Origin of the sequence: Photobacterium sp. GB-210 (assembly GCF_003026075.1) — a bacterium.
In the GTDB taxonomy this organism is placed as follows: domain Bacteria; phylum Pseudomonadota; class Gammaproteobacteria; order Enterobacterales; family Vibrionaceae; genus Photobacterium.
In genome coordinates this window covers 525,471-543,962 of record NZ_PYNU01000001.1, presented here as the reverse complement: position 1 = coordinate 543,962, position 18,492 = coordinate 525,471, and the positions used below count along the sequence as shown (strand labels likewise).

14 protein-coding genes are annotated in these 18,492 nt (G+C 38.4%); 9 read left to right on the top strand and 5 right to left on the bottom strand.

Translation table 11 applies throughout. From position 1 onward, the window contains the following. The first annotated feature begins 204 nt into the window (after positions 1-204). From C9J38_RS02520 to C9J38_RS02500, 5 genes are all read left to right on the top strand, one after another. Positions 205-1,158, top strand: coding sequence for a porin (locus C9J38_RS02520; protein ID WP_107205723.1), 954 nt, complete (start codon positions 205-207; stop codon positions 1,156-1,158). 176 nt (positions 1,159-1,334) lie between these two features. Next, a complete protein-coding gene (locus C9J38_RS02515; protein ID WP_008986743.1) occupies positions 1,335-1,598 on the top strand; it encodes a GrxA family glutaredoxin in 264 nt (87 codons plus the stop codon). A 266-nt stretch (positions 1,599-1,864) separates the two neighbouring features. Continuing rightward, the gene (locus C9J38_RS02510; protein WP_045083035.1) at positions 1,865-3,547 is read left to right on the top strand and encodes an aspartate:alanine antiporter; all 1,683 of its coding nucleotides are present in this window, start codon (positions 1,865-1,867) and stop codon (positions 3,545-3,547) included. A 289-nt stretch (positions 3,548-3,836) separates the two neighbouring features. Beyond that, complete coding sequence (locus C9J38_RS02505) at positions 3,837-4,511, top strand: response regulator (protein WP_005367047.1); 675 nt, start codon at positions 3,837-3,839, stop codon at positions 4,509-4,511. Further along, positions 4,508-5,857: an ATP-binding protein gene (locus tag C9J38_RS02500; RefSeq protein WP_107205722.1), complete on the top strand. Its 1,350-nt coding sequence runs from the start codon at positions 4,508-4,510 to the stop codon at positions 5,855-5,857. The genes C9J38_RS02505 and C9J38_RS02500 overlap by 4 nt, the downstream gene beginning before the upstream one ends. A 346-nt stretch (positions 5,858-6,203) precedes the next feature. Here the strand turns inward: C9J38_RS02500 and fabV are convergent, their stop codons facing one another. The 3 genes from fabV to C9J38_RS02485 form a co-directional block, all read right to left on the bottom strand. Beyond that, a complete protein-coding gene (gene fabV / locus C9J38_RS02495; RefSeq protein WP_107205721.1) occupies positions 6,204-7,406 on the bottom strand; it encodes an enoyl-ACP reductase FabV in 1,203 nt (400 codons plus the stop codon). A 187-nt stretch (positions 7,407-7,593) separates the two neighbouring features. Beyond that, on the bottom strand, positions 7,594-9,870 hold the full coding sequence (locus C9J38_RS02490) for an acyl-CoA dehydrogenase (protein WP_107205720.1): 2,277 nt from the start codon (positions 9,868-9,870) through the stop codon (positions 7,594-7,596). A 66-nt stretch (positions 9,871-9,936) separates the two neighbouring features. Next, on the bottom strand, positions 9,937-10,596 hold the full coding sequence (locus C9J38_RS02485; RefSeq protein WP_107205928.1) for a TetR/AcrR family transcriptional regulator: 660 nt from the start codon (positions 10,594-10,596) through the stop codon (positions 9,937-9,939). 845 nt (positions 10,597-11,441) lie between these two features. Here C9J38_RS02485 and C9J38_RS02480 point away from each other — a divergent pair. Next, positions 11,442-12,695 (top strand): OFA family MFS transporter, encoded by a 1,254-nt coding sequence (locus tag C9J38_RS02480; RefSeq protein ID WP_107205719.1) that lies wholly within the window; start codon positions 11,442-11,444, stop codon positions 12,693-12,695. Positions 12,696-13,425: 730 nt separating this feature from the next. Here the strand turns inward: C9J38_RS02480 and C9J38_RS02475 are convergent. Beyond that, positions 13,426-14,244: a sugar nucleotide-binding protein gene (locus C9J38_RS02475; protein WP_107205718.1), complete on the bottom strand. Its 819-nt coding sequence runs from the start codon at positions 14,242-14,244 to the stop codon at positions 13,426-13,428. Positions 14,245-14,615: 371 nt separating this feature from the next. Here C9J38_RS02475 and C9J38_RS02470 point away from each other — a divergent pair, with 371 nt between their 5' ends. Together C9J38_RS02470 and pyk are read left to right on the top strand one after the other, a co-directional pair. Further along, positions 14,616-15,473, top strand: a complete 858-nt coding sequence (locus tag C9J38_RS02470; RefSeq protein WP_005367039.1) for a MurR/RpiR family transcriptional regulator — start codon at positions 14,616-14,618, stop codon at positions 15,471-15,473. A gap of 238 nt (positions 15,474-15,711) precedes the next feature. After that, the gene (gene pyk / locus C9J38_RS02465) at positions 15,712-17,157 is read left to right on the top strand and encodes a pyruvate kinase (RefSeq protein ID WP_107205717.1); all 1,446 of its coding nucleotides are present in this window, start codon (positions 15,712-15,714) and stop codon (positions 17,155-17,157) included. Between the two features lie 66 nt (positions 17,158-17,223). On the opposite strand, the gene rimJ is transcribed toward pyk, so the two are convergent. After that, positions 17,224-17,820, bottom strand: a complete 597-nt coding sequence (gene rimJ / locus C9J38_RS02460) for a ribosomal protein S5-alanine N-acetyltransferase (RefSeq protein ID WP_107205716.1) — start codon at positions 17,818-17,820, stop codon at positions 17,224-17,226. Between the two features lie 75 nt (positions 17,821-17,895). Between rimJ and C9J38_RS02455 the strand changes: the two genes are divergently transcribed. Next, entirely contained in the window at positions 17,896-18,477 is a 582-nt protein-coding gene (locus C9J38_RS02455) for a methylated-DNA--[protein]-cysteine S-methyltransferase (protein WP_181316921.1), read from the top strand. Positions 18,478-18,492 lie beyond the last annotated feature (15 nt).

The following is an 18,492-nucleotide window of genomic DNA, read 5'->3' as shown; positions in this document are numbered from 1 at the left end:
ATAGTGATGAGTCTCCCCTCTCTTTTACTAAATATTACCTTTAACAAAATACGTAGCAGTTCACATAAAACACCTACTCAATTCATTGATATATGTAATAAAAGTAACTTTTTACTTACACATAACTTTAACATTCATGCACTAATCTGCTCTCATTCAAGAGGCAATGAAGCCCAAATAACATTCTTTCTAGGGGATTAGAAAATGAAAAAAGTAGCATTGGCATCGGCAATTTTAGCGTCATTAACAGCAGGAACAGTAAACGCTGCAACTGTTTATCAAGATGATGATAAATCACTTAGTATTGGTGGTCGTGCTGAAGCGCGTTTTAACCTATCTGATGCAAATAAAGGTGCAGATGGCACTGGTAATGCTTTTAAAGATAAGAGCCGTGCCCGTATTAATCTAAAAGGTAAAGCAAAGATTTCTGATCAAGTTATTGCTTTTGGTAAATATGAAGCTGAAATCTCTGATAGTAGTGACTCTACTGTTAAGAGTCGTTACGTATATGCTGGATTTGATACTCAGGCAGGTGCTTTCTCTTATGGTAAGCAAGATTCAGCACAGGTTATGCTGACAGATTACACAGATATTCTTGCTACTTTCGGTGGTGACGGTGTTGATCTTGTTGATGGTAACAAAGATAAGCGTGAAAATAACTTTTTATACGCTGGTGAATTCAATAACTTCACAGTTTCAGCTAACTACATTGCTGAAAACAATAATGCACTTAAAGATTCAGACAGTTATGGTATTGCAGCACAATATGCCTTCCCATTCGGCTTAGCTTTAGGCGCGGGTTATGTACGTGGTCATGACGGTGTTGACGTTGATGCTAACCAATACAACTTAGCAGCAAGCTACGAATTCAATAATTTTTACGCAGCTGGTACTTATGCGAGTGGTAAAAACGGTAATACCGATCTAACTGGCTATGAATTAGCAACGGCTGTTAAAATGGGTAAATTTATTGCTCAAGCAGCATACAACTTTAAGCAATCTAAAGACGGCGGCGTAAAAACTGACAATGTAAATTACTTTGCGTTAGATGGCGTCTATAAGTTCAATAAAAACCTACGTACTTATGCAGGTTACCTATTTAACCGAATTGAAGGTGAAGATAACGAATTACAAGTGGGTATTCGTTACGACTTCTAAGTTAACCTAATCGGTAATACAAGCCAAGCCTCGTGCTTGGCTTTATTCTTTGCCGTCATCACTTCTTGATATATAACCCACCATCGATTTTCTCTATTGCTCTAACAGGCAAATCCCCCTTTCTCTATCAATAAACACACGTTATAGTAACAACATAATTTTGCAGGAGAGATTTTATGTTCGTAGTTATTTTTGGTCGCCCAGGTTGTCCATTCTGTGTACGTGCTAAGGAATTAGCAGAAAAAATTAAAGCAGAGCGCGACGACTTTAACTTCCGTTACGTTGATATTCATGCGGAAGGCATCAGTAAAGCGGATCTGGAAAAAACGGTAGGTAAACCCGTTGAAACAGTACCACAGATCTTTGTTGATCAAGAGCACATTGGTGGCTGTACTGAATTTGAAGCTTACTCTAAAGAACATAATCTACTGTTCCAATAAGAAAAGAATTCAGTTTATGAAAGGTCGATATTGTTCGGCCTTTTTTTATCTCTATTTTTTACTAACTGACAACGTAAATGAACAGTATTTTTAACGTACAGTAATCCGTTATATTTCCACTTTTATCCCTTCAGATAAAGAATACACACTCAGAAGTTATTAATACTAACTTTCAACATTTTTTTAGAATATACGCTATAACAGTCTGCAAAAATCAGCTAGAATTTGACAACTCTTACTTCTCCACTATTGTCGGAAATTCTGTTGTGAACATTGATGTAGCAGCACTTCTACACCATAATGATATTCTATTACTTTTTGTTGTTCTTGCCGTAGGTTTAAGTATTGGCAAAATACGCTTTGGTAAGATGAGCTTAGGTAATTCTATTGGCGTTTTAGTCACAGCACTGCTGTTTGGTAATGCTGGTTTTACTTTCGATACTGACGCTTTAAATATTGGCTTTATGCTGTTTATTTTTTGTGTGGGTATAGAAGCGGGTCCAAACTTTTTCGGCATCTTTTTTCGAGACGGTAAGCACTACCTTTTACTTGCGCTCGTCGTTTTGCTTTCCTCCATCGCGATAACCATGACAATGGCACATTATCTACATATGGATATTGGCCTTGCGACAGGTTTAATGGCGGGGTCATTAACTGCAACCCCAGTATTAGTGGGCGCTAAAGACGCATTAAATACTGGGCTTTCAGGTATTACCGATCCAACAATGATTAAACAGCTTACAGAAAGTTTAAGTGTTGGTTATGCGATGTCCTATTTAGTAGGTCTAGTGAGCTTGATATTCCTCGCGAAGCTCATGCCTACACTACAAAAACAAAATCTAGCTGAATCATCACAACAGATCGCACGTGAACGTGGTATTGGTGAAGTGGCACAGCGAAAAGTATATTTACCCATTATTCGCGCATACCGTGTTGGACCTGAACTGATTAATTGGATTGATGGTCGTAACCTTCGTGAGTTAGGTATCTACCGCCAAACAGGATGCTATATCGAACGCGTTCGTCGTAACGGTATTTTAGCTAACCCTGATGGTGATGCAATTTTACAAGAAGGTGATGAAATTGCGCTAGTGGGTTACCCCGACAGCCACGCTCGTCTTGATCCTAGTTTCCGTAATGGTAAAGAAGTGTTTGATCGTGATTTATTAGATCTTCGCATCATTGAAGAAGAAATCGTGGTAAAGAACGATGGTATTGCCGGTAAACGTTTATCTGAATTGAACCTGTCAGAGTACGGCTGTTTTTTAAACCGTGTGGTTCGTGCTCAAATCGAAATGCCGATGGATCACAACATTCTGTTAAACAAAGGTGATATTCTGCAAGTTAGTGGCGAGAAAAGTCGTGTTCATGGTTTAGCTGAACGTATTGGCTTTATTTCAATCCACAGCCAGATTGCAGATTTATTAGCTTTTTGTTGTTTCTTCATCATAGGTTTACTGCTTGGTTTAATTACCATGAAATTTGGTCATATTGCGTTTGGTTTAGGTAGTGCTGCAGGCCTTTTAATTGCAGGTATTACACTTGGATTTTTACGTGCAAACCACCCAACTTTTGGTTATGTCCCTCAAGGGGCGTTAAATATGGCAAAAGATTTAGGCTTAATGGTCTTTATGGTTGGTATCGGCTTAAGTGCAGGTTCTAACCTTTTTGAATCCATTGCTCATATCGGTTTAACTGTTTTTGTCACCAGTTTAATGGTGAGTGTGATCCCTGTCGTATTAGCCTATCTATTCGGTGCTTATGTACTGAAAATGAACCGTGCACTACTTTTTGGTGCCATCATAGGCGCGCGTACTTGTGCCCCTGCTATGGATATGATCAACGCTCATGCGCGTAGTACTATTCCTGCTTTAGGTTATGCAGGTACTTATGCTATCGCCAACGTATTGCTCACTATTGCAGGTACGTTAATTATTATTCTAAAGTAATTATTGGCTTGAATGCTGCTCTTTCTAATAAGGGCTGGCTAATGAGTTCTCTTATGAGTCAGCCCCTATTCAGTCAAGATACCTACACTAAGACCTGTAGCGTTAATTTGTTATTAATCAAACCTTTTATTTAGTTAATAGCACACATAGCAATCTGACTTATAAATACCCATTCTGCTATAACGCTCAAATATTAAGTTTATGGCAATGATAAATAATGCGGATAATTGCAATATTTCGTACCATAGATATTTATAACTATAATCAGCAACCTTGGGTGCTTTAATTTATGCGAATTCTTATTGTCGAAGACGATGCAATCCTTAGCCATCACTTAAAATCTCAACTCAGTGAATTAGGCAACCAAGTTCAGTGTGCAAATACGGCAGAAGAAGGTTTATTCTTTGCTGAAAACTACCCCAATGATATTGCGATTGTTGATATTGGTTTACCCGACCGCGATGGGATTAGTTTAATTAAAGACATGCGTAAAAAGGGGCTTCGTCTTCCCATTCTTATTCTTACTGCGCGTTCAAATTGGCAAGACAAAGTAACAGGCCTTGAAGCTGGTGCTGATGACTACCTCGTTAAGCCATTCCAAAAAGAAGAAATGGTTGCTCGCTTAAGTGCACTCGTTCGCCGAAGCGCTGGTTTTGTAAAGCCGGAAATGACCGCAGGTGATATCCGTGTAGATCTCCTCGCGAAACAAGTTTATGTTCATGAAACATTATTAGAGTTAACCGCTTTTGAATATGACTTACTTGAATATCTCATGCGCCATAGCCGTCAGGTTGTATCAAAACAACGCCTACTCGATGTGTTATATGAAGATCAAGAAGGTGATCCAAATACAATCGAAGTTATGATTAGTCGTTTACGTAAAAAATTCACTAAAACAGGTCAAGATAACCCAATATCAACCATTCGTGGTCAAGGGTATATTTTTGAACTTAATGCCCAATGAATAAACTTATACAGCCGCGTTTAAGACGTCGAGTTTTAATCACCTCTGTCGCTATTATTGCTTTAGTCACATCGGCCTTAGCTGGTGTGATTAATAAGCTTTATTCTCAAAGCTATATGGCTTCATACTCTTCAGAGCTTGTCGCTCAAATGCCAATGGTGGTTGCTCAACTTAATCGTGCTGGCTTAATCAAAGATGTTGATAAGTGGATTGATTCTCTTGACCCATCAGACACCGATTATATTGCCGTCGTGTGTGATCAAGCTGATAACACCACATGGTTATCTCATGAAGCCAATAAAGCGAATTTAAAAAATGTTTGTCGTTATTTGCCTGAAAATATACCGACGCCTACCCTTATAAAAATGGGTGATAACAAAGGCTATATCGCTTATAACCTCAGTCGAGATAAAGAAAATGGCAACATTTATCAACTCGTTGTATTACGTTCAGCAAATGATTATGAAAAATCATTAGAAAAACTCCATCAACGTACCGCATTTTATCTCGGTCTTTTTGTACTTATTGCTGTTGCATTTCTCATTGCCGCCTTTCACTGGGGATTTCAGCCGTTACGCAAGTTAGCCTCTCAACTCGATCAAATGGCGGAAGCGAAACGAGAAAAACTCGATAATGATTACCCAATGGAGCTGCAAGAAGTCACTAAAGCAGTTAACCGATTAAACCGTATAAGTAGTGATCAAAAAGGACGTTACCGCCATGCGATGGATGATCTTGCTCATAGTTTAAAAACCCGTTTAGCGGCAACAAATGCATTATTGGATGATAAAACGTTAGAGCGCCACGAGCTAAATCAACGTATTATGGAGCAAATCAGCCAAATGGATGATCTTGTCCAATATCAGTTAAAACGGGCAATGGTAGGTCAGCAAGGGCTACAAAAAAGTAATTCTCAATTAATGCCGGTTGTGAATAGCCTTAGCTTAATGCTTGGCAAAATTTATGCGGATAAACAAGCTAAACTGCATTATCACTTCAATGAAGATATTATGTTGCCGCTAAATAAAGATGATTTAATGGAATTATTTGGCAATATGCTTGAGAACTCATTCCGTTTTTGTATCAGCCAAGTGCATATTACTGTGATAGAAACCAACACTCACTTTACCATTAAGATTGAAGATGACGGTCCAGGTGTAAAGCTTGATATGAGAGAAGCGATATTTCAACGAGGGGTACGTTCAGATCAGCTAAACCCAGGCCAAGGTATTGGTTTATCGGTATGTAATGAAATTATCGATAGCTATCAAGGAACGATCTATGTTGAAGATTCGCCATTAGAAGGGGCTGCATTTATTATTACACTGCCAAAACTTAATGACTGATAAATATTAGAAATTTATGGTAAACCGAATAATTGAATGTACATTGCTGAAACGCCAAAAATTTGACAGTCATTGGTAGACATTAATTTTATAATATTTAAAACTATCACTAGTAATTTATTAATAGCTAGGAGAGTTAATAAATGCAGTGCGAAAAATGTGCTAGTTTTGATGTGGGAAGAATAAAGCGAAAACTATGGCATAAGTTTTACATTAGAAGAATTTATCTCTGCAACCAATGTGGTTGGATGCATAAACAAAAAAAATAACAAATAGATTAACTTGATGAATCAAAACAATATAATAAAAAAACCGCCTTTCGGCGGTTTTTTTATTTTGTTGTGAATTAGATGTCTTTCACATCAAATTCAACAACCGGATTCACATCTGCATCATAATCAACAGTGTCAATACCAAAACCAAATAGCTTTAAAAACTCATCTTTATATTGCTGATAGTCAGCGACATCAAATAAGTTTTCATTGGTTACGTTTGGCCATAAATCACGACAATGTTTCTGGATATCTTCGCGAAGTTCCCAATCATCTAGACGTAGACGGTTTTCGCCATCAACTTCAGGTGCCATGCCATCTGCTTTAAATAAGCGTTGATTGAACATACGTAAAATCTGCTGCATACAACCTTCGTGTACACCTTCTTCACGCATCTTCTTAAATACCATCGCAATATAAAGTGGCATAACAGGAATTGCTGCGCTAGCTTGCGTGACCACACTCTTAAGCACAGCAACATTTGCAGAACCGCCAGTTTTCGCTAGCTTCTCGTTTAGCTCTTTTGCTGCACGATCAAGATCCATCTTCGCTTGACCTAGCGCACCGTGCCAATAGATTGGCCAAGTAATTTCAGTACCGATGTAGCTATAAGCAACCGTCTTACAACCATCGGCTAAAACACCTGCATCAGATAGAGCATCAATCCAAAGTTCCCAATCTTGGCCGCCCATTACCGTTACAGTATCTGCAACTTCTTGCTCTGTAGCTGGCTCAATACTTGCTTCGATTAATACATCTTTATTGGTATCTACTGCTGTTGCTGTGTACGTCTCACCCATTGGTTTTAAGCATGAGCGAATAACTTCACCTGTTTCAGGTAATTTACGTACAGGTGATGCAAGTGAGTAAATCACCATATCAACCTGACCAAGATCTTCTTTGATCAAGTCAATGGTTTTTTGTTTTGCTTCGTTAGAGAAAGCATCACCATTCAAGCTTTTTGAATAAAGACCTTCTTCTTTCGCAAACTTGTCAAATGCTGCTGAGTTATACCAACCTGCAGTACCTGGTTTTTTCTCTGTACCTGGTTTTTCAAAGAACACACCAATAGTTGCAGCACCACCACCGAATGCCGCAGCAATACGAGACGATAGGCCATAACCACTTGATGAACCAACGACTAGCACACGCTTAGGTGCGTTCGCAATGGGACCTTGTGCTTTTGTGTAAGCAATTTGCTCTTTTACGTTCTCTTCACAACCCACTGGGTGCGTTGTTGTACAAATAAATCCACGAGTTTTAGGTTTGATGATCATCTTCAACTTCCCTTACATAGTTGTTGATAGGATAAAAGGTTAGCGTCAAAATCGCATTAAATTTATGACAGAAAATGATAAAAACCGTAGTGGTTGGAGGTGTTACAGATATTTCTGGTCAAAAAAAGTGCCACGCTAAGCGTGGCACATGGGAGATTCCAGGTTTATATATCACTAACTAAGCTACCTAAGCTGCTTTTCCTGGTAGTATGCGAGCTTTTTTAAAATGGTCTGCACAAAAATGATCAACTTGAACCGCTTTTTGTCTTAGCTGTTCAGCATTTTCTATTTTTTTCTTCTCTGCTTCTGTGATTATTCCCACATCTAATGCAACTTGTAATTTATTTGTTAATGAAGCTTTGCGCGGGATCTCACCTCTACGTGTTGCTTTCATCAGTTTACGCTCTAAAGGTTTGATCTCGTGCATAGCTAAAAAAGCACGTTCCATAATCGCAACAGGATCATCCTCTTTATTACCAACATAGCAAAGGTGTGTTAATCGCTCACGATGTACACCAGGAGTCATTAATGCTTCTGCAATATCGATAGCTATTACATCTGATGGTGCATGGTAATGAATGCCTAACGGAAAATTAATGGTACGTAATAGACGTCCAACTCCTTTACGAGGGAAGTTATTAAACACATCATTAAAAGCAATACCACACTGATGTAAACAATGTTCTACACCATATTTCACCATTGATAAATCTTGCTGTTGACGTCCTTCGTCTTCATAGCGTTTTAATACTGCCGACGCTAAATAAAGATGACTTAAAACATCGCCTAAACGTGCAGAGACTAATTCACGACGTTTTAACTCACCACCAAGGCTTAACATCGCAAAATCCGCACTCACCGCCAATGCCTTAGACATTCTTGCTAACTGACGATAATAAGGTGCAGTTTCACCACTCACTGGTACTCGATTAAAACGAGATCCAGAAAATGCATTCAGTAATGATTTGCTGACATTACCAATAGCAAAGCCTATATGTTTTGATAGCAACTTATCGAAGTCTTTTTCACCTTGCTGTTCATCTGGATTGGCAGCGGCTTCCATTTCACTCAGTACATAAGGGTGACAACGTGTTGCACCTTGACCAAAAATCATTAGGTTTCGAGTTAGAATATTCGCGCCTTCAACTGTGATTGCAACTGGCATACCAAAGTAGTGATGGCCTAAATAGTTCATTGGACCAAGCTGAATAGCACGACCAGCATGCACATCCATTGAATCATTGAGGATCGTTCGGCCCATTTCAGTCATATGGTATTTGGCAATCGCTGTAACTATCCCAGGGGTTTGCCCCATATCTAATGACGTCGTGGTTAAGGTACGAGCCGCTTCTAGCATATAGGTATAACCACCAATTCGACCTAAAGCTTGTGCAACACCTTCAAAATTACCAATTGAAGTACCAAATTGCTTACGAACAATGGAATATGCGCCTGTCGTTTTCGATGTTAAATGGCCAAAGGCAGCCCCTAATGCTGGAAGGGAAATACCACGACCTGCTGATAAACACTCCACCAGCATGCGCCAACCTTTTCCTGCATATTCTTGACCACCTATTAGCCAATCCATTGGAATGAACACATCATTACCACGTGTAGGTCCATTCATAAAAGCCATATTTAATGGGTCATGGCGTTCACCAATTTCAACACCAGAATGATCGGCGGGAATTAATGCACAGGTGATCCCTAATTCTTTTTTATCACCAAGCAGACCATCAGGATCTTTCATTTTGAAAGCCAGACCTAATACTGTTGCAACGGGTGCCAAGGTAATATAACGCTTGTTCCATGTTAGGCGTAAACCTAATACTTGTTCACCTTCATGCTCGCCATAACAAACAATACCTTCATCAGGAATACTACCGGCATCTGAGCCAGCTTCTGGCCCTGTTAATGCAAAACATGGAATATCTTTCCCGTTAGCTAAACGGGGTAACCAATAATTCTTCTGCTCTTCTGTTCCGTAATGAGTCAATAATTCACCCGGCCCTAGGGAATTAGGAACCATGACGCTTACCGCAGCACTCAAACTCCGAGTTGCAATTTTGGCAACTATGGTTGAATTCGCATGCGCTGAAAAATTAAGGCCGCCGTATTCTTTACCAATAATTAACGAGAAAAACTTTTCATCACGTAAGTACTGCCACACCTCTGGCGATAAATCTTTATCTTCTTGAACAATCTGATAATCGTTTATCATGGCCAATAAGGTTTCTAGCTTAGTGTCGATAAACACTTGCTCTTCATCAGTAAGTTTTGGCTTAGGGTAGGTTAATAAGGTATTCCAATTAGGTTGCCCACTAAATAACTCACCGTCCCACCATACACTTCCCGCTTCCATTGCCTCGCGTTCTGTTTCAGATAACGGTGGCAACACTTTTTTAAACACCTTAAAGGCGGGATCGCTGAGATATCGTTTTCGCATTACAGATAAAGTGCTCATAGTTCAGATCCTTTTGCTTCGATTATTTTTATAATGACTACGTAGGTATACATTCGTTATTTAGTTTTAGACTTGCTTAACCAGAGAAATATTCGTTTCTATTGGCGCCCCAACCCCTGCTGCGAGATAAGGAACAAGACGATCAATTAAATCTTCAGTTTTCACATGATTCGAAAAATCGTTTTCTGCTATTTCACATAAAGCAGCGCTTGATGCCATCGTGAATACTGATGCACCTAATGTGAAATGTAAGCGCCAGAAAAGAGTTTCTGGATCTAAGGATGGATTAGCACGGCATACGGCAGTGACAAAAAGAGAGAGGACTTTGTCGTAACGGGTAACAATAAACCACCGTAAATGTCCCTGTACGTCAGTATAACCTCGCCCTAGTAATGACATAAAAACCGTCGCACCATTAGTTCGACAATCATTAAGGCTAACTAACGGTGACTTAGTACAGTGAAAGACATCTTCCATCGTAAAATCATCACGGGTTAAGAGTCTTTCTAATTCACTTTGCAACGCTGGCATAAAAATATCAAGGTAACGGCTGAGTACTGCACGTACCAATGTTTTCTTATCACCATAATGGTAATTAACAGAAGCAAGATTGACTCCAGCTTTACTTGTTATGGTCCGCAGCGACGTTTCGTTAAAACCATGCTCGGCAAATAACAGCTCAGCGGCATCTAGAATGCGACTTTTAGTTTCACCTTTTCCAGCCATTTTCATTCACCCGTATTAAACACATGTTTAAATACTACAACTCGTTAACACTTTTAACAAGTTTGCTATCTCATTTTGAGAGGTGAAATTTCAATAGCTCTTAAAGACAGATAAAGTAAAAATTAGACATTAAATATCAACAAGTTAAAACAAACCACCATAACCAAGGTTAATAATTAATAAAATAGAATCGAAAAAAGCATATATTCGCGGAACTTAAACACATCGATTGAGTCTGACTACATGCCACTACTTTTTTGTTGAAGATTTTCCTTCATAGCCTACTCCTGTTATTGGAGTAGGTTTTATTTCCTTGCTGACTTTTGCTAAGTTGCCCTCTTATTTTTTAAACTCACCTATTAATATCTAGACACATATCATTTATAAAAGCGACGAAACGACTCACTTTTACATACAACTCCACGATACGAATAATAATAACAATTACTTTAGCTACTTATATAAATAACTATCACTAAAAATAATTAATCAATTAAATTAAAACATAACAGGATATCTAAGTATCTTTATTTTTAGTTCTGTTAATTATAATTAAGAATGGTTATAGATTTTGTTTAACGATTAAAATAAACCAACACCCAATTTGTAATACATAATACAAATAGAGGTTTGCTCGCTTTTATTTCTCCGAAAATTAAACAAAAAAATCGTTTTAAATCAACCTCCTAATTTATTTAATATTTAGTTACATTTTAACTTGCCATCATTATTTTTATCGCTAGAATTCCCACACAGTATTAACGGGTAATATTTAATAAAGATATATATTACTACGATCTATTTATTTGGTTTTTCACCATATAAATATCATTTGAGAGAAATTCATGTTTGATAGAGCAAAGCAAATTCTTATTGCTGGTTTTTGTATTAATTTATGTATTGGTATTCTATTTACTTGGAGTGTATTTAAAAAAGCGCTAGTTGTTGATTTAGGATGGACAAACTCAGAAGCATCTCTTCCTTATACTGTCGCTATTATTACTTTCTCTATAACTCTTCTTTTAGCGGGTATTTTACAAGATAAATTTGGCCCTAAGCGTGTATTAATCGCAGGCACGATTTGTTCTGGTTTAGGTTTAATTGCATCCGGTTACATCACAAACCCGACTCAACTTATTTTTACCTTTGGTATTCTTGCCGGTGGCGGTATTGGTTTTGGTTATGCTTGTTTAAGCCCTGCAGCAATGAAATGGTTCCATCCTTCAAAACGCGGGCTTGTAAATGGCCTTATCGCTGCGGGCTTTGGCCTTGCTGGTGTTTATCTTGCTCCATTAATTACATCATTAATTGGAAGTTACGGTATTAGCTATAGTTTTATTATTTTAGGTATTGCTCTTTTATGTATTGCAACACCATTAGCATTTACCATTACCAATCCACCTTCTCATTACGTACCTATCGCTTCATCTAAACAGACGGATAAGAAAGTAGCGGTGCCACAAAAAGAAATGTGTTGGACTGCTATGCTCAAAACGACGCAGTTTTATAGTATTTGGGTTATGTACCTTTGTGCATCATCAACAGGTTTAATGATCATTGGTAATATTACCTCTATCGCTTCAGCACAAGCAGGTATGACGGATGCCGCTCACCTTGTTGTTATTCTAGCTTTATTTAATACATCAGGCCGTGTGCTTGCTGGCGTGCTATGCGACAAAATTGGTGGTCTTAAAACATTATCGTTATCATTTATGTTATCTATTGCCAATATGATGTTGTTCCCTCATTACACAAGCCATATTAGTCTTATCATCGGTATGGCGACAGCGGGCTTGTGTTATGGAACCTTACCGGCAGTATTTCCATCACTAACAGCAGGTTTCTATGGTTTGAAAAACTACGGTACAAACTATGGTGTCGTATACACAGCATGGGGTGTCAGTGGTTTCATTGGCCCCGTTATCGCCGCAGTTGCTGTTGATACCACAGGTAATTACAACCTCGCTTATTTCTACTCGGCAATTATCATGGGAATTGCATTTGTGTTTTCGCTGCTAACAAAGAATCCAGCAGTCAAAGCTGTGGCATCTGTCAAAAAAGAAGACAATGAAATGCTAAACACAAAAGTGACGGCCTAAACAGAACAAAGCAGTGTGGATATTATTTAAAAATCAATACATTAAGTAATCTCGATATTTTAATACTAAAAATATTCGAAAACTTAGGAACCTTTTTTAAAATCCTGAGTCTTAAATAATGTATTCAGATTGATAAAGATTTCGCAAAACAAACATGTTTCAACAATTTTTATCATTGTAAATGCCACTACTGCTTTAACTCCTAATTGTAATTTTTAGTTTGCCCACTATTTTTGTGGGCTTTTTTTTGTAAAAAAGGTCTTTGACGGCCACCATAAAAAAAGATGACTTTTTTTTCACTTTTATTGAACTAACCTTAATTTCGTTAGTCTTACTAGTATGATTCATAATAAAACCTACTATGCCTTTGGTTTTGAATCAGTATTTTAAAGTTTTTTATTTATGTTAGATGTCCACTACTGCTGAACTTTTTGTAAAATTTACGGAACTTTTTATCCCATTAAAACATTTTTAATGGGATTTTTTTTATCTATTCAGATGACTTAAGCACTCAAAACGGTATTGTTGTGTGTTTTTTTGCCTGAAAACTATTTTTTTTAAAAGTTTTGAACCAAACCTAAAATTCAAAGTCTGAATATATAGAATCCATAATATTGGTGAGAATTGTTTAACTGGCCGTCGAACTTCTTCCAATACTCCTTATTGCCACTGCAATTATCCTTTAATTGCATATTTTTACGCTGAACTGTTGTTCAGCGTTTTTTTTTATCTATTTAGACAGCATCAAATCTCTATGTTTAAGAACATAACCTAGATTCGTTAATGTCTTCGCTGCATCAATCACTTTTGCAGTACTACTTTCATCATCAGGTAAAAACTCCGGCAATGGCAATGATAATTGCTTCGCCATCTGAGTATAATACTTACTACGTGTAGGGTGAAAATCAGACGCTAAATGTAAGACAGGCATACTATCTTTGATACCAACCAACCTTACTATCGCTGCAACACAGTCTTCTAGGTGAATAAGATTAACGGGATTACTGCCTCCTTTTAAAGCGTTTCTACCCGCTAAAAATTTGACAGGATGACGGTCTTCACCAATCAGCCCCGATAACCGCACTATCGTTAATTGATCACCCCATTGAGTACGCAAACTATTTTCAATCTTCACATGTGTCAAAGCAGAATCGGTTAATGGCATCACATCATCGTCTTCAGCCACACGGCCTTTACGTCCATCATAAACTGACGTTGTACTAATAAATATAATGCGCTGACATCCTGATTGATAAGCCGCGTTAGAAAGGGATAACACATTCTGATAATGCTGCTCTTTATCAATACTATTGCGACCAGCAGCAATATTAATCACCATCACATCACTTGCTAACATCGTTGCTAAAGATGATACTTGAACATCTTCTGTTAATGGTAACTGCATTGGCACCCCATGTATGCCATATGCACTTAAAGCATTCGCTTCTCTCTCATTTCTTTTTGTACCGTAAACGTTATGGCCTTTTTTATATAATGCCTTTGCTAAGGGCAAACCAAGCCAACCACAACCGCATATAGCAATATTCATTTTTCAGCCTCAAATTACATCAAATCCATATAAGAAAAATAACACCAATGGCTTGAAGCTTTAAGTTTCTAATTAAAAATGATAACAAATTACATCAGTATAATTTTTCACTTTGTAAAATAACGCCTTAAATATGAAAGGAATACACACAAAGTTTCTGTATCCGCTCTTTTTTTGTAATTATTCATCGAATAGAGTTTCAAAACTGAAAGCCAAAAGTCGATCCCTGTCAAAAACTAATAAAATTAGCCTTAAAAAAGCGCTGATTAGCTAGGAGATAGTCAAAATTAAGTAGTATAGTTTCATTAAACAAGCATCTTGATGACAAGTTTGCTACAAATGAAATTCAATAACGAAGTGCATTATTAGCTATGAACACCATAGAAAAAATACAAAATAACTTAGAACACTTCAGTAAATCAGAGCGTAAAGTCGCCGAAGTTATTATTGCCTCCCCACAAACAGCTATCCACTCAAGTATCGCAACACTTGCCAAAATGGCGGATGTTAGTGAACCGACCGTTAACCGCTTTTGCCGTCGCTTAGATACTAAAGGATTCCCTGACTTTAAATTACATTTAGCGCAAAGCCTTGCGAATGGTACGCCTTATGTAAATCGTAATGTTGAAGAAACGGATGGGCCAGATGCCTATACCGCTAAAATTTTCGAATCAACAATGGCGTGTTTAGATGTCGCAAAAAATAGTCTTGATACAATGCAGATCAACCGCGCTGTCGATCTGTTAACACAAGCAAAAAAAATCTCTTTCTTTGGTTTAGGCGCTTCTGCATCCGTCGCTCACGATGCGCAAAATAAGTTTTTCCGTTTCAACATTCCTATTGTCTGTTTTGATGATATTGTGATGCAACGCATGAGCGTGATTAACTGCTCTGATGGCGATGTCGTCGTGGTTATATCTCACACAGGTCGCACTAAAAGTTTGGTTGAAATTGCACAAATGGCGCGTGCTAATGGAGCAACGGTTATTGGTATTACGGCAAAAGATTCACCGTTAGAACGTGAATGCTCCTTATCTATTTGCCTAGACGTACCAGAAGACACTGATATTTACATGCCAATGGCGAGCCGTGTTGTACAAATGACCGTTATTGATGTGTTAGCAACAGGGTTTACTCTTCGTCGTGGTGCAGGGTTTAGAGATAACTTAAAGCGCGTAAAAGAATCGCTGAAAGACTCCCGCTTTTCTAAAGACAGTTCAACGCTGTAACACTTTAAAAGCGAAGCCTTAGCTTCGCTTTTTTATTCGCAACGTTTTCATTACATATTTTTTGTTACAACAAAAATGAATAACAAAAGTGACAGTTCATTGTCTTTTGATATACATCATTAAGCAAAATCTGCGAGATATGGTATCAAAACTATCTCATGTTTTATTGCCGACTTGGTAATCATCACTCTCAAACCAAGTGCTCAATAAAGCTCGTTTCTATAAATTGGAGTTTCACATGACTGAACGCCTAAGACGTACAAAAATTGTAACCACTTTAGGTCCTGCAACTGATCGTGATAATAACCTTGAAAAAATCATCGCGGCAGGTGCCAATGTTGTACGTATGAATTTCTCTCACGGCAGCCCAGAAGATCATATCCAACGCACTAAGCAAGTACGTGAAATTGCAGCTAAGCTTGGTAAAAACGTAGCAATTCTAGGTGATTTACAAGGCCCTAAAATTCGCGTATCTACGTTTAAAGAAGATAAAATCCAGCTTGCTATTGGTGATAAATTTACCCTTGATAGTGATCTACCTAAAGGCGAAGGCGATCAGTTTGCTGTCGGTCTCGACTACAAAGAATTACCTAAAGATGTGACAACAGGTGACATCCTGCTATTAGATGATGGCCGTGTACAATTAAAAGTAACAGCTGTTGAAGGTAATAAAGTACACACTGAAGTGACAGTCGCCGGCCCATTATCAAATAACAAAGGCATTAACAAAAAAGGCGGCGGCCTTTCAGCAGAAGCCCTAACAGATAAAGATAAAGCCGACATTTTAACAGCTGCGGCAATGGGCGTTGATTATCTTGCCGTATCATTCCCACGTAATGGCGAAGACATGAAATATGCGCGCCGATTAGCCACTGAAGCAGGCCTAAATGCAAAATTAGTCGCTAAAGTTGAACGTGCTGAAGCGGTAGCAACAACCGAAGCAATGGACGATATCATCCTTGCATCTGACGTTGTTATGGTTGCTCGTGGTGATCTTGGTGTTGAAATCGGCGATCCTGAACTCGTTGGTGTGCAAAAGAAACTGATTCGCCGTGCTCGTAGCTTAAACCGTACGGTGATTACAGCAACACAAATGATGGAATCCATGATCACTAGCCCAATGCCAACACGTGCAGAAGTTATGGATGTTGCTAACGCTGTACTAGATGGTACCGATGCCGTCATGCTTTCCGCGGAAACGGCTGCGGGACAATTTCCTGAAGAAACTGTAAAAGCAATGGCAAGTGTTTGTTTAGGCGCAGAAAAAGAGCCTAGTATTAACGTGTCTAACCACCGTTTAGATCGATTCTTCTCATCGCCTGAAGAAACGATTGCAATGTCAACCATGTATGCTGCAAACCACATGGAAGGCGTAAAAGCGATGGTTGCAATGACTGAATCGGGTCGTACACCGTTGATGATGTCGCGCATTACCTCCGGTTTACCCATTTTCGCACTATCTCGTAACGAAAATACCTTAAACCAAGCTTCATTATACCGTGGCGTAACACCTGTATTTTTCAATCGTGATAGCGATGCTGGTTTAGAAGCGGCAAAACATGCGTTAGATGTACTTCGTGATGCTGGATTTGTTAAAGTGGGCGATCTTGTGATCATCACTCAAGGTGATGTGATGGATACCATTGGTTCAACTAACAATATGCGTATTCTAACTGTCGAGTAATCTATTTATCTCGTACAAAAACGCACTAAAAGGCAACGTTCGCGTTGCCTTTTTTATTACTTATTTTTAAGGCGCTGACCACGTAACTGGCGCAGTCCACTGCTGATTAATCAATGAAGTTAGAACATGATCTTGCCACTTTCCATCAATTAATAAGTACGCTTTTGCTAGACCTTCTTTTTCGAAACCCACTGAATGTAGTACGCTGGCACTTCTTTTGTTATGTGGCATGTAGGCGGCCATAATGCGATGAAAACCTTTTACTTCGAACATCCAGTTCACCGTCTCTTTTAATGCCCGACGCATAATAGCTCGCCCTTGGTAGTCTTGATCAAGGGAGTAGCCAACATGACACGCATGAAAAGGAAATTTCACTAAATTACTGTAGTTAATCACGCCAATAATATCGTCAGTGCTTCGGTCTTCAATCACAAAATAAAATGCCATTTCATGACGATGTAAGGTAGCTATTTGTTCGACTCTTTTTTGCCAACCCAGCTCTGAATAAAACAATTCATTACGCATCGGCTCCCAGGCTTTGAGAAAATCACGATTTTTTTGATAATACGTTGTTATCTTTGCCACATCCTGACTAGAAATAAGCCTAATTTTTATATCATCAAGCGCAATTGTGGATGAACGGTTTATAATTGAATGGAACAAACTATTACCTCGACACAAGGATGTTAATAAGAGGTGCTGAGCATTGTCGTAAGATTAGCATAACTAATAAACATATTGTTATATGTTATCAAACTGTTATCTGTTAATCTTAGCTTAGCAATGTTATTAATTACTAACGCATTTAGTGAGTTATGGATGTATTACGATTGTATAGAAACTGAACTAGGCAGCATTATGTTGCTAGCCGACCATCAAGGCTTAAGAAGGTTAACTGTCAATAGTCCTGGCTATTACCCTGATGAGTCATGGCAGCATAACCCCTCTTTTATGAGACCCTTCATTAGGCAACTAAAAGAATATCTCTTAGGCTCACGTAAACGCTTTACCTTCCCTCTCGCTCCTCAAGGAACGATGTTTCAACAGCAAATATGGCATGCTATTGCTGATATTCCCTTCGGTGAAACATCCAGTTACGAACAAATCGCGCTTGATATTGGCAATTCAGCTGCAAGCCAAGCTATAGGCATGGCAAAGAATGTAAATCCTATTCCTATCATTATCCCTTGTCACCGTGTACTTAATAGCAATCAAAATCTTTGCGGCTATCGTTATGGTGCTGAAATGGTAGAGCTATTACTTGCATTAGAGTCAGGTAAAGCCATTCTTATTAAAGAACCACAACATGAAATAGCATAACGCCAATACTAGATT

Excerpts from the sequence above, each read along its gene's own strand:
- C9J38_RS02520 (WP_107205723.1), top strand. The coding sequence starts at position 205 with ATGAAAAAAGTAGCATTGGCATCGGCAATTTTAGCGTCATTAACAGCA.
- C9J38_RS02515 (WP_008986743.1), top strand. The coding sequence starts at position 1,335 with ATGTTCGTAGTTATTTTTGGTCGCCCAGGTTGTCCATTCTGTGTACGT.
- C9J38_RS02505 (WP_005367047.1), top strand. The coding sequence starts at position 3,837 with ATGCGAATTCTTATTGTCGAAGACGATGCAATCCTTAGCCATCACTTA.
- C9J38_RS02500 (WP_107205722.1), top strand. The coding sequence starts at position 4,508 with ATGAATAAACTTATACAGCCGCGTTTAAGACGTCGAGTTTTAATCACC.
- fabV (WP_107205721.1), bottom strand. The coding sequence starts at position 7,406 with ATGATCATCAAACCTAAAACTCGTGGATTTATTTGTACAACAACGCAC.
- C9J38_RS02490 (WP_107205720.1), bottom strand. The coding sequence starts at position 9,870 with ATGAGCACTTTATCTGTAATGCGAAAACGATATCTCAGCGATCCCGCC.
- C9J38_RS02485 (WP_107205928.1), bottom strand. The coding sequence starts at position 10,596 with ATGGCTGGAAAAGGTGAAACTAAAAGTCGCATTCTAGATGCCGCTGAG.
- C9J38_RS02480 (WP_107205719.1), top strand. The coding sequence starts at position 11,442 with ATGTTTGATAGAGCAAAGCAAATTCTTATTGCTGGTTTTTGTATTAAT.
- C9J38_RS02475 (WP_107205718.1), bottom strand. The coding sequence starts at position 14,244 with ATGAATATTGCTATATGCGGTTGTGGTTGGCTTGGTTTGCCCTTAGCA.
- C9J38_RS02470 (WP_005367039.1), top strand. The coding sequence starts at position 14,616 with ATGAACACCATAGAAAAAATACAAAATAACTTAGAACACTTCAGTAAA.
- pyk (WP_107205717.1), top strand. The coding sequence starts at position 15,712 with ATGACTGAACGCCTAAGACGTACAAAAATTGTAACCACTTTAGGTCCT.